Raw genomic sequence first — 16015 nt, 5'->3', positions numbered from 1 at the left:
ACCAACTTTATCAACTATTAAATGCAATATCCCAAATGGATATAGACCTGTCATCACTGGCACTTATGAGCAAATCATCATGACCCGTCCATAACAATTTATTTACGGAGGTGCCATGCCCAGCATGCCTGGCTTTATCGATTACTTTCAGAAGTTTGAACGCACTTGCGTCCCATACTTTAATCGATTTATCCATGCTACAAGTTACAAAATGTTTGCCATCCGGACTAAATGTGATGTTGTTAATGGCATACATATGAGCAACAATATCTTCTAACAACAGATATCCGGCATTAACATCCCAAATTTTGAGATGCGCATCCCTACCTGCACTTAAAAGCAACTCATTGTCAGGAGAATAACAAACAGAGAACACAGAGTTATCATGGTCATCAAGTTTATATTTTACCGAATAATCTTGAAGGTTATAGATTACAATGCTATGATCGCTGGTGCCAACTGCAAGTTCCAATTTCTTCAAATTGACAGCTATAGTTCTAACACTCTTTTCGGAAACCTTGATTTTCTGTAAGACTTTAAGCGGATTTAATTCTATAATATTCAAGTAGCCATCTGCATCTCCTACATATAGATGATTTTTATAAGAGGTGACATCAAAAATGGCTGCTTCTGTAAACTTCAACGAGCCAACTTCCTTTTTATTGACCCAATCAATAAAATGTAAGCCGTCATAATTATGACCAACAGCTAAAATATTTGACCCTTCTATCAAGTGCAGTCCGTAAATAGAATTGGGTAATTTGGCAATTAACTGACCGTTGTCCGGATTTTTTAAATCCCAGCTTACTACCATGCCATCACCAGCCCCTGAAAAAAATATATGATCAAATTGAGACCTCTCTAATGTGTAGATGCTATCCTTATGTCCTGTGTAAGTCTCAAGCTTACTTACGGTTACCTTGTTCATAAAGAGGTTGCTAACAATTATTGGTTAATTTAGGACAAAGAAGCAAGTTATCATTAAGTAATCAAATGCCGCTTGATAAAATAGAGCAAATAAACCCGTCCAGATTAGTAGGTATCTGGCATATCACGGAAAACCTGGATCAGTTGCTGCAACTCATTACGCTTACCGAAAGGCAACGTGAGGAAATGAACCTGTACAAGGTTGATAACAAAAAGCTTGAATGGCTTAGTGCCAGAATCCTCATCAAGTTAATGGCAGCTCAATTTGACATCAATTTTGAAGGAATAGAAAAGAATGAGCACGGCAAGCCCTGCCTTAAAAAGAGCAATTGTGAAATTTCCTTAAGCCATTCCTATCCTTATGTGGCTGCTATTATTGATAAAACCAAAGATGTGGGTATAGACATTGAACAGCCTAAAGAAAAGTTACAAAAAGTAGCTCATAGGTTTCTTTCTATACCAGAACTTGACTTCATTAAAGATGATACTCTAATGCTTTGCAAAGCGTGGTGTGCTAAAGAAACTTTATACAAGATATATGGCCTGCGAGGGCTGGTTTTCTCTGAGAATCTTCTACTGGAACCCTATGACCATACTAACTCTGGCATAATTACTGGTAACATAATAGTTAATGGTAGAGCAAAAAAGTATAAATTAGAATACAAAGTGACCGAGGATTATGTGCTCACTTACAATGTCTCTTAAACTACTGAATCATGAAAAAACTTGTGATTATATTGATATCAATTCTAGCTGCAGGATATTCCTTTGGGCAAACTGTAGCTGATTTTTCTTTAACTGATGTTAGGTCAGGCTCGAAGACTACGCTACATGATTTCAAGGGTAAAAAAGGGATAGTTGTAATTTTTACAAGTAATGTATGCCCTTTTTCTGTTTACTATGAAGGCCGGATTACTCAGCTGGTTTCTGATTATTCCAGCGATATTCAATTTATTTTGATCAACAGTCATAATGATGAAAAGGAATCTGAAACCGAAATGAAAAACAAGATTTCTGCCTGGGGTATTAACATCCCTTATCTATCTGATAAAAGTGGAACTGTGATGAAAGCATTTGGTGCAAAGAAGAGCCCTGAAGTATTTTTATTAAAACCTGCTGGAGGTGGCTTTAGTGTTTTTTACAAAGGTGCTATAGATAATAATCCGCAAGTGGCATCTGATGTAAAAGAAGCTTATCTGAAATCTAATATCGAAAATTTGCTGGCAGGGCGCAGTGCTACAAATCCTAATACGCGACCGATTGGCTGTATGATAAAGTAAGTCTAGTCTAAACCGCTTATGTCTCCATTGGAGATACTGTGAAGTAGCGTCTTCACTTCTTCGCATTTACTGTGATCACCAATTTTTTCAAAAGAATTCATCAAATTTCTTAATGTCCTCCTGATAATCTCAGCATTGTCACAGGGTTGAAAAAAACTCTCCTGAGGATTAATCCTTAGCTCAGCAACATAGTTATCTATATCGTCTCTCGAGAAAATTAACCCTCTGTTAAATGCATTAATATAAAACTGCTGATGTGTATTATCTATATAGGTAAGAATGAAAAGATTTGGCAGGTTAACACCATATATGGGCATCTTCAACTTCTGAGCCACCAGCATATAGACTGCACAAAGTGATATCGGGTTTCCTTTTTTCGACTCAAGCACCTGATTAATCATGGAGTTGCTAGGCGAATGAAAGTTTTTGGTATTCGCTCCAAATTTCAGTTTGCTGAATAAAACACTATTAAGAATTTTAACCTGATCAAATGGGTGAGCATCCGGCTTAATCTCCAGCCACGCCTCATAATAAATCTGTTCAAGATCCTGCTTTAGTTTTATATATTCTAAATCAGGGTATTGATAGGTGGCCACAAGCCAAAGACCTTTTAACAAATCGTCCTGCTCGTTATCTATCCACTCAACAAGTCTATCCTGAAGCAGCTCGAACTGCAAAACATGAATTAAATCCTCAATCCTGCTTTGTACTAAAGGGTTTAAATTGCTTTCCCACTCCGTTTCAAGAAATGGAATTATTTCCTGTCCCAGTGACTTTATCTTATCTTCTACATGTGAAATGATACCTCCATCTTCATCATCTAATAAAGATACCAATGCCTTTAATTCACTGTCTTTCAAATGCTAATAGTTAATGCCTATAATGCTTGAATTTAAATTACTGTGCTGTAATTTCCAATTAAAATCAGGTCTGGATTACTCCTACATTGAATTTTTCTACGGGTGCATGATTAGCAGCTTCAATACCCATAGAGATGACTTTACGTGTCTCAAGAGGATCAATTATCCCATCCACCCAAAGCCTTGATGCGGCATAATAAGGGCTTAGTTCCTCATTGTACTTATCAGTAATCTCTTTCAAAAGCTTTTCCTCGGCTTCAGGAGTAATCTCTTCACCCTTAGCCTTAAGGGTGGCTACCTTTATCTGCAGTAACGTTTTAGCCGCAGAAGCTCCACTCATTACCGCTATTTGTGCTGTTGGCCAGGCATAAATAAGTCTTGGGTCATAAGCCTTACCACACATAGCATAGTTTCCCGCTCCATAAGAATTGCCCATCATGATAGTGAATTTGGGCACGGTCGAGTTGGCCATGGCATTTACCATCTTAGCGCCATCTTTAATAATGCCACCATGCTCAGCCTTGCTTCCTACCATAAATCCACTGACGTCTTGTAGAAAAACCAAAGGCACTTTTCTTTGATTACAATTCATAATGAAGCGGGCAGCCTTGTCGGCAGAGTCTGAATAAATCACTCCACCCATTTGCATCTCACCTTTTTTACTTTTCACCACTTTTCTTTGGTTAGCCACAATGCCCACAGCCCATCCATCTATGCGGCCATAGCCACAAACTATTGTTTGCCCGTAAGCCTTTTTATATTCTTCAAAATCTGAATTATCAACGAGGCGCTTGATAACATCTAGCGTATCATATGGCTTAACCCTATCTTCAGGTATGATTCCATATAATTCTTCCGGCTTTTCCTTTGGCATTGCAGGCTTAATTCTATCAAAACCAGCCTTATCAAAATCACCGATCTTATTAAATATTGACTTTATGTAATCAAGACATTCCTGATCATTATCAAATTTATTATCAGTAACACCTGATATTTCACAATGCGTAGTGGCTCCTCCCAGCGTTTCATTATCAATAGTTTCTCCTATGGCAGCTTTCACCAAATAGGATCCAGCCAAAAATATTGAACCCGTTTTGTCTACAATCATCGCTTCGTCCGACATGATAGGCAGATACGCCCCACCGGCCACACAACTGCCCATGATGGCTGCAACCTGCACGATGCCCATTGAAGACATTTTTGCATTATTCCTAAACTGCCTGCCAAAGTGCTCTTTGTCAGGAAAAATCTCATTCTGCATTGGTAAAAACACACCAGCACTGTCCACCAAATAAATGATAGGCAATCTGTTTTCCATGGCTACTTCCTGAGCCCTCAAATTTTTCTTGGCAGTTATAGGAAACCATGCTCCAGCCTTTACGGTAGCATCATTGGCCACAATAACACACTGTCTGCCCTGCACATAACCAATACCGGTAACCACACCTCCAGATGGACAACCACCCACATCTTGATACATACCATCACCAGCGAAAAGCCCTATTTCTAAGAACTCGCTGTTATCATCAGTTAGATAATCAACCCTCTCCCTTGCTGTTAACTTCCCTTTTTCATGTTGAGAAGCTATCTTTTTTTCACCTCCTCCCAGCATGGTCTTTTCTGACTTAACCTTGAGTTTATAGATTAACTGCTTTAGGCTATCCTCGTTTTTGTTGAATTCTATGTTCATCTTAGAAATGGATGTTCCTTTTAGGTATAAAACTTGATTAATGCTATTTCAAACGATTGAAATAAGGTTGTGCAATTTTAAAGATATTCAAATGAATATGTAAGTATTAGTAAAGATATTACCTAAAGATGTGAATTAATAAATGTCAGGCTTTCTTAGGCAATATTCGATCTATACTGACCTGGAGAATTCTCAAATTGCTTTTTGAAAACAGTTATGAAATGTGAAAGGTTTTCAAAACCAGAATAGTAGCATATTTGGCTAATGGAATAATCGGTATGTTCAAGCAAGTGCTTTGCTCTCTTCAGCCTCTCCTGAAGTATATATTGTGACGGGGTGATCCCTAATTCTTCCTTAAACTTTTTAAAAAATCCAGCCCTGCTCATACAGGCCTTGCCAGCTATCTGCTCCATTTCAAGCTTCTTGTCCAAATTAGATTTTATGTAATAAATGGCGTTAGCTAAAGGATTCTTGGCACTCAAAGCCTTGTAATCCTTCTCAAAAATTATGCGCGCCTGCGTCTGCATCAATCGAACCAACATCTCCTTGAGTGTGAGATCTATTATAATGTCTTTAGACTTACCCTCTTCATATCTCGAAATTTTCAACATACGATTTATCGTATCCGCCAATTGCATATTATTAATGAGGTGAAAAGTCTTTGAGTCTATCATCCAGCTTTCACTTTGCATTACCTTAGGATGATACTCATTCAAAAGATCCATAGTAGACTTAATAAGGTCACGGGAAATCTCTAAAGCAATACATTGTGTTGGATTGCCAGAGGCGGCTTCAGGAAAGTCGATCTCCATATTTTCACCGGGAGCAACAATAACCGACTCTCCAGGCAGGTAGTCGAATCGGGGTTTACTATCCAACTTCATCACCTTTTTGCCTTGAAGCATACTGGTGAGTACAAAGTCATTAAATACCAGATTAACATTGAGTGCCTTTTGATGAGTTTCAAAGACATTCATTTCGCATGAATCAAACGAAAATGCCGTCCTGTTCTCCACAAGAGTAGAGAGTGAATGCTCATTTGTTAACTGTACAGTATCAATTAGATATCCCATAAATCGATCCGATATAGTATTTAAATATACACAATAATGGAGACAAAAAAGATGTTTGGATGCTCAGCAAACGTTTGTAGACGCTGAGCAAAGTTTTCTGATAATATAATAGACTATTTGAGAATTGATTGAAAATTAAAATTATTATGGAAACATTAGAAAAAATATCAAAAGCCGTTGATCGGCCTTCGTTCAAACCACATTACGACCATTTTATTGGCGGTAAGTGGGTAGCTCCAAACAGTGGAGAATATTTTGACAACATTAGCCCTGTTGATGGACAGGCATTTACTAAAGCTGCAAGAGGCAACAAAGCAGATATTGATCTTGCTCTTGATGCCGCTCATCAGGCATTTCCTTCATGGTCAACCACACCAGCTGCAGCCAGGGCCAAAGTTCTGCTGGATATTGCAGATGTTATTGAAGAGAACTTGGAAATGTTGGCCAGAGTAGAAACCATTGACAACGGTAAAGCCTTGAGAGAAACACGTGCAGCTGACCTTCCTTTATGTATAGATCATTTCAGGTATTTTGCCGGGGCTATAAGAGCAGATGAGAGCACCATGTCTGAGCATGATGCCAATACCATAAGCATCAACCTTCAAGAACCACTTGGAGTTGTAGGACAAATCATTCCATGGAACTTCCCTTTGTTAATGGCAACCTGGAAAATCGCCCCTGCCCTTGCCGCTGGCTGCTGCACAGTTGTAAAACCAGCAGAACAAACACCAACCAGTATAATGGTACTTATGGAGCTGATCAAAGACATAGTTCCTGCAGGTGTTTTGAATATTGTAACAGGTTATGGAACAGAAGCAGGCAAGCCTTTGGCTACCTCTCCACGCGTGGCTAAAATTGCATTTACAGGTGAAACCACCACAGGCAGATTGATTATGCAATATGCAAGTGAAAACCTTATTCCGGTTACTATGGAGCTGGGAGGAAAATCACCAAATATATTCATGAAGAGTATTGCCGATGCTGATGATGAGTTCTTTGACAAATGTGTTGAAGGTGCGGTAATGTTTGCCCTAAATCAAGGAGAGGTGTGCACCTGTCCTAGTAGAATTTTGGTTCATGAAGATATAGCAGACAAGTTTCTGGCAAGAGTTATAGAAAGAACAAAAGCAATTAAAATGGGTCACCCATTAGCAGAAGACACCATGATGGGCGCTCAGGCTTCTAATGACCAATTCGAAAAAATCCTATCCTATTTAGACATTGGCAAGCAAGAGGGTGCTGAAGTATTATGTGGAGGAGATGCTGCCAAATTGAATTCAGGCCTGGAAAATGGGTACTACGTACAACCTACTATTTTCAAAGGGCATAATAAAATGAGAATATTTCAGGAAGAGATTTTTGGGCCAGTCGTTGCGGTTACTACTTTCAAAACCACTGAGGAGGCCATTGAAATTGCTAATGATACGCTTTACGGTCTTGGTGCAGGATTATGGTCACGTGACTCTCATGAATTGTATCAAATTCCAAGAGCCATAAAGGCTGGTCGTGTTTGGGTGAATTGTTACCATCAATACCCAGCACATGCCCCTTTTGGCGGTTATAAAAAATCAGGTTTTGGCAGAGAAACTCATAAAATGATGCTTAATCATTATCGTCAAACTAAAAATATGCTTATCTCTTATGACAAAAATAAATTAGGGTTCTTTTAACAGGTGATGTTAGTTTTTTTAGTCAACTCGATATTATTAGAATATCGAGTTGACTTTTTTATTAAATGATAAATAAATGGATGTTAAAAAAATACTTATAACCAACGCAGCTATTGATGTTATTGAAGAGCTAAAGGACAAGTTTGGGCCATTAATGTTTCATCAAAGCGGTGGTTGTTGTGATGGTTCTTCTCCTATGTGTTTTGAAGATGGAGATTTCAAAATAGGGGATAGTGATGTTTTGTTGGGAACGATTTACGGGTGCCTATTTTATATGTCACGAGATCAATATGAATATTGGAAACATACCCAGCTAACGCTTGACGTTACTCCCGGGCGGGGCTCGAGTTTTTCATTAGAAATTCCAATGGGCGTTAGGTTTTTAATAAGATCGAGATTATTTACAATGGAAGAACTAGAAACCCTTCAAAAGAATGATGAAGCAGCTAGCAACTAGTTGCCCTTTTTTGCTGCTTTTCTTCTGTCCCGCTCAATCTTCTTTTTGCTCTTACCAAGTGGGGATAAAAAGTGTTTTGGATTATTATTAAAATGGATCAGAAGTTTATCCAAATTCTCAACAGCCTTATTTAAATTAACATAAAGCGAATCTTCATTGATCAACTTACCCAAAGTACCTTCGCTTGTTGAGAAATGTTCAATGGCCACTGTCAATTGCTCCAGTGCTTTGTTAGCACTTTTTACTGTTTTGTTAAGTTCAACAGCCTTTAACGAATCAGTAAGTGACTGAAAATTACTTAAAATTGGGTTGACCTTTCGCAATGTTCCTTTTAACTCAATAGCCAGGGAGTTATAACTACTCATAACTGAGTCTAAGTTTCTTCTAGTACCTACTATTGTAGGCTTCAACTCTGCCGATGCTGATTTAAAATCAATCAATATGCTATCTATTCTTCCTCCCGTTCCTCCAAGCTGATCCAGCACCTGATTAATTTTCTTGATTGTAGCTTCAAGGTTATTGGCCACAGGCTGGGCGCTTTCCGCTAAAATGTCTGCAATTCCTCTATCCAGGACCGCTATCAAAGTATCACCACCTTTAAGCGGTTTGGAAATATCACCTGTAAAAATAGAAATAGATTTATTACCTAAGAAGTCACTATTTAAAGTAGCTTTCGCAGAATCTCCAAGCACTATATCACCACTAATGTCCAGCTCTACAAGTACTTTATTGGCATCATTCTGCAACAAACTGATTTTGCTTACCCTGCCTACGCTAAAACCATTAATCATTATAGGATTCGAGACGTTAAGCCCGTCAACATTTTGATAAATGGCGTAATACTTATCGTTAGATGAGAAAAAATCTTCTCCTTTAAGATAATTGAACCCTAAGTAAAGGATGGCGATACCTGAAACCATAAATAAGCCAACCTTCAGTTCCTTTGATATTTTCACATGAGTTAATTTAAGGATTCAATTTCGTTTTTATAATCTCTGAATGCTCTGAAAATTCCTGATGCGATGTTTCCTTGTACGGATTCGCTATTTAGTTCTTTCTCTTCTTTAGGGTTAGTAAGATAACCTATTTCTACCAAAACACTTGGCATTGAAGTTCTCCACAGCACCCAAAACCCTGCTTGTTTTACTCCACGACTCCTTCTACCCGCCCTTTTCCCAAATTGATCTTCAATTTGACTTGCCAAGTATAAGCTATTTTCAATGTAAGCGCTTTGACTTAACGAAAATAAAATTTGAGATTCTGGAGAATTAGGATCAAACCCTTCGTACTTCTCCTCGTAACCATCTTCATATAAGATCACACTATTCTCCCTTTTGGCTACTTCAAAATTGCCCTCCGTTTTATGTGCTCCCATCACATAGGTCTCAGTTCCATATATAGTGTTTTTTGATACTGCATTGGCATGAATTGATATAAAAACATCGGCATTATTCTTATTGGCAATAACAGCCCGTTGCTCCAATTCAATGAAGGTATCTTTATCTCGAGTATAGATTACTTTAACATCAGGCAAGTACTCAGTTATGTACGAGCCCACTTTTTTTGCCACATCTAAAGCAATATCCTTTTCTTTACTAATATCGCCATGTGTACCAGGGTCATGGCCACCATGACCGGCATCAATAACAACAGTTTTCACCTTAAAATCAGATTTCCTAATTGTGTTAGATGAGTTTAGCAAGGTAATTGCTAAGAGAACGGCAATGATGGCAATATTCTTCACATTCTTTCGCTTCTTCAAAGTTATTACAATAACTTTACACAAAATTGTAAATTTTTCTCTAAAACCGAAAAATAGGCCATACAAATTGAAGTCCATTCTCCACGTCAAGTACGGTTTTTTACTTGTTTTAGGTACATTTTTCATAAATCAGCTTCACGCTCAAAATCCGGAAAACAATATTTCTGTCAAAGATGGAATAATTGCTGATAATGACTCCTCTTCTATCAATAGAATATCAAATGATTCTACCAAATTACCTATCGACTCTTTGAGCATTGCTGGTGATAGTACCTTGCAAGATTCTACCAAAACCAGAGAAATACCAAAGGGTGATATTGAGACAACAATCAATTACTCTGCCAGAGATTCAATCAACTTCTCAGTAACCACCAAAATAGTTAGGCTTTATGGAGATGCCAGAATCAAATATGGGCCGATAGAACTTGAAGCAGATTATGTAGAAATTGACTATACTAAAAACACACTTTCTGCAAATGGGCGAAAGGATAGTCTGGGCAGAAAAATTGGTTTTCCCATTTTTAAAAATGGAAGTGAAGTTTATGAAACAAAAGACATTACTTATAATTTCAAAACAGGTAAAGCCAGAATATCTGAGGTAGTTACTCAGCAAGGAGAAGGCTATTTACACAGTGACGTTGTATATAAAAACAAGAAGAACGAATTGTTTAGTATTGACAACTCCTACACCACCTGCAATCTGGAACACCCACACTACAGAATTAGAGCCAAAAAAACTAAGGCAATTCCAGGTGATAAAGTTGTGGCTGGGCCCGCAAATCTGGAGATTAATGATGTGCCTACACCTCTCTGGCTTCCTTTTGGTATGTTTCCATCTAAACAGGAATCTGCATCGGGAATACTCGTTCCTTCTTACGGAGAGGAAAGCAGACGTGGCTTTTTCCTTAGAGGTGGTGGTTACTTCTTTGATGTGAGCGACTACTTTAAAGCAACAGTAACAGGTGATTTGTATTCCAAAGGCGGCCATGGAATTAATTATATGTCAGCCTACAAAAAAAGATATTCTTACAATGGAAATATCAATTTCAGTTATACCCAGATTAGATTAAGTGATCAAATTGAAGACCTGTCAAAGCAAAATGATTTTAGGTTAACCTGGAGTCATAATCCGGAATCAAGAGGCAATAGTAGGTTTAGTGCAAATGTTAATGCAGCCACTGCCACTTATAATCAAAACAATTTCCTTGGAGTTAACGGTGACCCTACTAATGCTAGGTTTGATAATATTACCAGACAACTTAGCTCTAATATTTCCTATTCAAAAACTTTTGGGAATAGCCCATTCACCCTTGGTGTTAGCGCCAGGCACAATCAGGATGTCAGAACAAGGGATGTTGATTTACTGCTGCCATCAGTAACCTTAAACATGGGAAATATTTATCCACTAAAAAGCAAGACAGGCACCGGTATTGGATGGATGGACAAGCTGAATTTGAAATATACAATGGCCGGAACCAATCAAATCACTAATAATTTGGGAAGGATTGGAAAGGAAGACCCTGCTGTGGATAGTATAGCTCCGTTTGATTTTGACAACTTTGGAACATTCCTGAAGGATTCAAGAAAAGGAATCAGGCATTCTATTCCATTAAGCACTTCTTTTAAATTATTAAAGCACTTTACAGCAAGTCCATCTGTAAGTTATGAGGAGAAGTGGTACTTCGAAAAACTTATCTGGAACCTGGATCCTGAGAACCCTACAAGGGCTATAGTTGTAGATACTTTAGATGGTTTCAATAGAATTTCCACCTACAATGTAGGGACAAGTATAAACACAAGGCTCTACGGAACCTACTTCTTCAAAAAAGGCAGTAAAATCCAAGCTATTCGCCATGTAATGAACCCCAACATTTCATTAGGCTACACCCCTGATTTTAGTGATGAGAAGTTTGACTACTTCCAAAGACTAGAAACCGAAGAAGGTGAAGAATTACTTCAGTCGAGGCATCAGGGTTTTATATATGGAGGCGCCAGCCAGGGAGAAAGCGCATCGATAGGGTTCTCCCTTAGTAATACTCTTGAAATGAAAGTCAAAACCAAAAAAGACACAACAAATAAGGCTGAAAAGGTGTCTATACTAAAGAACTTCTCTATAGGTAGTAGCTACAATTTGATTGCTGAAGAATTTAAATTATCCAACATTAGTCTTAGGGCGAACACTTCAGTTTTCAACGATAAACTATCCATTAACTTTACCAGTACTATTAGCCCTTATGTTTACATATTGGACAGTATTGTCACTAATGATGCAGGTGTTAGAACCGTTTTCGATAGGCGCATAGACAGGTATGCATGGAATAATGGTGATGGGCTGGGCCAATTGCAGCAAGCCAATATTGCACTCAGTACAAACTTCAATCCCAAAGCTCGAAATAAAGAAAATACCACCAACAAGAAAATTGAAGACTCCAACCTAAACGAAGCAGATAAAGCATTTTTGATAAACAACCCTGACGCTTATGTTGACTTCAACATCCCTTGGAGTTTGAGGGTTAGTTATAGCTTAAACTATACTAAACAAGGTTTTCAAGACTCAAACACTACCCAGACCTTGCGGTTTTCTGGAGATCTTTCCTTAACAGAGAAATGGAAGATTACTTATAACTCAGGGTATGACTTTGAAAACAAAGAATTAACGAGAACACAGTTTGGAGTTTCCAGAGATCTGCATTGCTGGCAATTGGATTTCAATTGGACTCCTTTTGGTGTTCAACAAAGCTACAGTTTTTCAATTCACGTAAAGTCAAGTATGTTACAAGATTTAAAAATCGATAGAAACAGAAGTTTCTTTGATAATTAACCCTCAATCCATTTTTTAACTTCTTCTAAATCTGGGTTTTTAATATCAAGCTTCATCTTCTTACGCATTCCACAAACATCATTAAAAAGTTTATTGACATTTGCTTCCTTTAGTTGATTGATAGTTGTAAAACCAAGCTTTTGAATGATTGGAATCAACTCCTCCCTAATACCTATTTTAATAAAATCAGCAGCGGAGGCTACCTTAGGTTTATTCTCAGGCTTCATTTGTGGGAAGAAAAGAACATCTTGGATAGAGTTGGAATTGGTCATTATCATACTTAACCTGTCAATACCAATTCCAAGGCCGGCCGTTGGTGGCATTCCATATTCTAACGCCCTTAAGAAGTCTTCATCTAAGGTCATGGCTTCCTCATCTCCACGTTTACCAAGCTCAAGCTGCTCCTGAAATCTCTGTCTTTGGTCTATGGGATCATTTAACTCAGAGAATGAATTACAAATTTCCTTACCATTTGCAATGGCCTCAAACCTTTCAACCAAACCATCTTTATCTCTATGTTTTTTAGCCAGAGGAGACATTTCTATAGGGTAATCTGTGATGAATGTCGGTTGGATCAATTGGCCTTCACATTTCTCACCAAATATTTCATCAATAAGTTTGCCTTTACCCATAGTATTATCCACTGGCACATTTAACTCTTTGGCTGTTTTTCGCAAATCGCTTTCATCCATTGCAGAAATATCTATACCTGTAAAATGCTCAATAGCTTCAAACATGGTATATCTTTTCCAAGGTCTCTTAAAATCAAGAATATTATTACCCACCTGAACCTCAGTAGTTCCATGAAGATCAAGCGCTACTTTTTCGATCATCTCTTCAACCAAGTCCATCATCCAATTGTAATCCTTGTAAGCCACATAAAGCTCCACCTGCGTAAATTCCGGATTATGGAACCGTGACATCCCTTCATTTCTAAAATCTTTGGAAAATTCATATACCCCATCAAACCCACCAACAATAAGTCTTTTTAAATAAAGCTCATTGGCAATCCTTAAATAAAGGGTCATATCCAATGTGTTGTGATGGGTCTTAAAAGGTTTGGCAGCTGCCCCACCATATAAAGGTTGAAGGATTGGTGTTTCTACTTCCAGGTACCCCTTTTCATTGAGGTAATCCCTCATTGAGTTAACTAACTTTGTCCTTTTTATGAATGTTTCCTTAATCTCTTCATTCACAATAAGATCAACATAACGCTGCCTATATCTCATTTCAGGGTCAGAAAAGGCATGGTGTTTCACAACATTACCAGATTCATCTTCAGTCTCTTTAACAACAGGCAGTGGCTTTAGCGATTTTGACAAAACCTTAAGGCTAGTTACATGAATTGAAGTTTCTCCAGTTTGAGTAGTAAATACATAACCCTTAATGCCAATGATATCGCCTATGTCCAATAATTTCTTAAACACAGTATTGTAGAGTGTTTTATCTTCATTGGGACAAATATCATCTCTGCGTATATATATTTGAATCCTGCCAGTTGAGTCCTGAAGCTCAGCAAAGGAAGCCGAACCCATAATTCTACGACTCATTATTCGTCCTGCAATTGAAATGTTTTTGTAATCAATCTTCCTTCGCTCATAGTTTTCCAAGATTTCCTTTGTGGAAACATTAACGTCAAATGGTTCTGATGGATATGGATTGATACCTAACTCTTCCAGTTTCATTTTGGCATCTCTTCTAACTAATTCCTGTTCACTCAATTGCATGTATCTATATTTTTCTTAGAGCCGCAAAGATAGTTTAATCTGACTTTTTTAATAACAGATTATCCTATTGTGTCATTTAAATGAAGTAAAAATTATTCATGTAAGTTTTGGTTACCAAACAACACTAAATTGTATTCAATTTACTCGTGTAAATACTAATAGATTAAAATATCTAAGAATTTTTGTACTTTTACTCTCAATTTGAGAAGTAATATTTTCAAAATAACTAAAGGCTTGAATGTTATGAATTGGGTTGGCTTAAAATATAGAATGATTTGTGTGCTCATCTTAATTAGTACCATTTCATTGGGTAATGTTCTTGTTGGCAACAATGTCAATGTAAAATCTGATCATAGTACTGCTAATGAGAAGGGGGCATCATTAATTAACTCGGGTTTAAATAGAACAAATAGCAAAAGCAGTGAGCTCATTGATTGTATGCCCGATGTCTCAGCCATCTATTCTGAAACATTAAAGAGTGTTACAGCCAGCTCAACTAAAGACTTATCCAATGTTGTTTTAAAGTTTAATGATAATACCACACAAAAATTTGACAACCTTAACGGACTAAGTCGAACATTTCAAGGGACTGGTGGAAACAAGGATAAATGCATTATTGGAATATGGATTAAATCTGGTTGTAATAGCAGTGGTGATGGCCCAGGTTATGGTGAATACGTTGAAAATTTAAATTGGGCAGGTGTATGCGAAACCGCACTTGAACCGTGTGGCCCTGGTGCGGTCAATGGGGGTGAAATAGCTTATTATGGTCCATATAATATAAATGATGATAATGCCATATATTCCAATGAACCTGCCTCAACTGAATTTCCAAGCGCACTCATTGAGTATATTTGGAAGCAAAACACAATCAATGAACCTGATATCGCAAATAACCCTAACTGGCAAGTGGTTGAAGGGTCTGAGAATCTGGAAGAGCTTATTTTTGCAGGACTAACTCAAACAACCTATTTCGTCAGGTCTGCAAGAATAGAAGGTTGTTTTAATGAGTATTGGGACAATTCTAACATTGTTGAAGTTATTGTTGATATCTGTCAGCCGGAGGCCATAACTGGAGGAAGCATCTCATTTTCTGGACCCTATAACCCCTCTGCTCAAAATATTATTACTTCTACTAATTTGCCTACCAGTTCATTTGGTGGTACTGATTTCGAATATGTTTGGCTGCAAAGCGAAGTTAACACGCCTAATGTTGAAGGTAACACCGACTGGTCTTTGGTTACTGGTTCTCAAAATCTCGTAGAACTTCCTGTTTCAGGACTAACACAAACCATGTATTACATTCGTTGTGCCCGTATTCAGGGATGTGATAAATACTGGGGAGAAACAAACATTGTGGAAGTAGCTGTTGATCCTTGCAAACCTGAATTCATCATCGGTGGATCTATTGCTTTCAATGGCCCGTATGATCCAAACAATACAAATACCGTAGTGTCAACTGCATTACCAACAAGTTCATTTGGCGGTACTGATTTAGAATATGTTTGGCTGCAAAGCTAAGTTAACACTCCTAATTTTGAAGGTAACACCGACTGGTCTATGGTTACTGGTTCTCAAAATCTCATAGAACTTCCTGTTTCAGGACTGACCCAAACCATGTATTACATCAGATGTGCAAGAATTCAAGGTTGTGATAAATATTGGGGAGAAACAAACATTGTGGAAGTAGCTGTTGATCCTTGCAAACCTGAATTCATCATCGGTGGATCTATCGCTTTCAATGGCCC

Annotated in this window: 14 protein-coding genes; 7 read left to right on the top strand and 7 right to left on the bottom strand. The window is 37.8% G+C overall.

Going from position 1 to position 16015, the window contains the following annotated elements; translation table 11 throughout:
• Positions 1-10 precede the first annotated feature (10 nt).
• A complete protein-coding gene (locus tag RIB54_RS01690; protein ID WP_350098996.1) occupies positions 11-928 on the bottom strand; it encodes a WD40 repeat domain-containing protein in 918 nt (305 codons plus the stop codon).
• 65 nt (positions 929-993) lie between these two features.
• On the opposite strand from RIB54_RS01690, the gene RIB54_RS01685 reads away from it, so the two are divergent.
• On the top strand, positions 994-1632 hold the full coding sequence (locus tag RIB54_RS01685) for a 4'-phosphopantetheinyl transferase family protein (RefSeq protein ID WP_350098995.1): 639 nt from the start codon (positions 994-996) through the stop codon (positions 1630-1632).
• Between the two features lie 11 nt (positions 1633-1643).
• Complete coding sequence (locus tag RIB54_RS01680; RefSeq protein WP_350098994.1) at positions 1644-2207, top strand: redoxin family protein; 564 nt, start codon at positions 1644-1646, stop codon at positions 2205-2207.
• A gap of 2 nt (positions 2208-2209) precedes the next feature.
• On the opposite strand, the gene RIB54_RS01675 is transcribed toward RIB54_RS01680, so the two are convergent.
• From RIB54_RS01675 to RIB54_RS01665, 3 genes are all read right to left on the bottom strand, one after another.
• Positions 2210-3067 carry a transglutaminase-like domain-containing protein gene (locus RIB54_RS01675; RefSeq protein ID WP_350098993.1) on the bottom strand — a complete coding sequence of 286 codons (858 nt, stop codon included), beginning with the start codon at positions 3065-3067 and terminating at the stop codon, positions 2210-2212.
• Between the two features lie 64 nt (positions 3068-3131).
• On the bottom strand, positions 3132-4757 hold the full coding sequence (locus RIB54_RS01670; protein WP_350098992.1) for an acyl-CoA carboxylase subunit beta: 1626 nt from the start codon (positions 4755-4757) through the stop codon (positions 3132-3134).
• 155 nt (positions 4758-4912) lie between these two features.
• Entirely contained in the window at positions 4913-5830 is a 918-nt protein-coding gene (locus RIB54_RS01665; RefSeq protein ID WP_350063567.1) for an AraC family transcriptional regulator, read from the bottom strand.
• Positions 5831-5976: 146 nt separating this feature from the next.
• On the opposite strand from RIB54_RS01665, the gene RIB54_RS01660 reads away from it, so the two are divergent.
• Positions 5977-7500, top strand: a complete 1524-nt coding sequence (locus RIB54_RS01660) for an aldehyde dehydrogenase family protein (protein ID WP_350098991.1) — start codon at positions 5977-5979, stop codon at positions 7498-7500.
• Between the two features lie 76 nt (positions 7501-7576).
• Positions 7577-7957 (top strand): DUF779 domain-containing protein, encoded by a 381-nt coding sequence (locus tag RIB54_RS01655; RefSeq protein ID WP_350063571.1) that lies wholly within the window; start codon positions 7577-7579, stop codon positions 7955-7957.
• On the opposite strand, the gene RIB54_RS01650 is transcribed toward RIB54_RS01655, so the two are convergent.
• Positions 7954-8913: an MlaD family protein gene (locus RIB54_RS01650; RefSeq protein WP_350098990.1), complete on the bottom strand. Its 960-nt coding sequence runs from the start codon at positions 8911-8913 to the stop codon at positions 7954-7956. The two genes, RIB54_RS01655 and RIB54_RS01650, sit on opposite strands and share 4 nt — an antisense overlap.
• Positions 8914-8918: 5 nt before the next feature.
• Complete coding sequence (locus RIB54_RS01645; RefSeq protein ID WP_350098989.1) at positions 8919-9719, bottom strand: N-acetylmuramoyl-L-alanine amidase family protein; 801 nt, start codon at positions 9717-9719, stop codon at positions 8919-8921.
• Positions 9720-9786: 67 nt separating this feature from the next.
• Between RIB54_RS01645 and RIB54_RS01640 the strand changes: the two genes are divergently transcribed.
• Complete coding sequence (locus RIB54_RS01640; protein ID WP_350098988.1) at positions 9787-12540, top strand: putative LPS assembly protein LptD; 2754 nt, start codon at positions 9787-9789, stop codon at positions 12538-12540.
• Here RIB54_RS01640 and lysS read toward each other — a convergent pair.
• Positions 12537-14267, bottom strand: a complete 1731-nt coding sequence (gene lysS / locus RIB54_RS01635; protein WP_350065306.1) for a lysine--tRNA ligase — start codon at positions 14265-14267, stop codon at positions 12537-12539. The two genes, RIB54_RS01640 and lysS, sit on opposite strands and share 4 nt — an antisense overlap.
• 279 nt (positions 14268-14546) lie before the next feature.
• Between lysS and RIB54_RS01630 the strand changes: the two genes are divergently transcribed.
• Both RIB54_RS01630 and RIB54_RS01625 read left to right on the top strand, forming a co-directional pair.
• The gene (locus tag RIB54_RS01630) at positions 14547-15788 is read left to right on the top strand and encodes a hypothetical protein (protein ID WP_350098987.1); all 1242 of its coding nucleotides are present in this window, start codon (positions 14547-14549) and stop codon (positions 15786-15788) included.
• Positions 15789-15827: 39 nt separating this feature from the next.
• On the top strand, positions 15828-16015 hold a 188-nt coding region (locus RIB54_RS01625), incomplete at its 3' end, for a hypothetical protein (protein ID WP_350098986.1).

This window comes from Fulvivirga sp. (assembly GCF_040218215.1).
Classification (GTDB): Bacteria; Bacteroidota; Bacteroidia; order Cytophagales; family Cyclobacteriaceae; genus Fulvivirga.
Note: the sequence above shows the minus strand (reverse complement) of the source record. Positions and strands in the feature narration are given on the sequence as shown.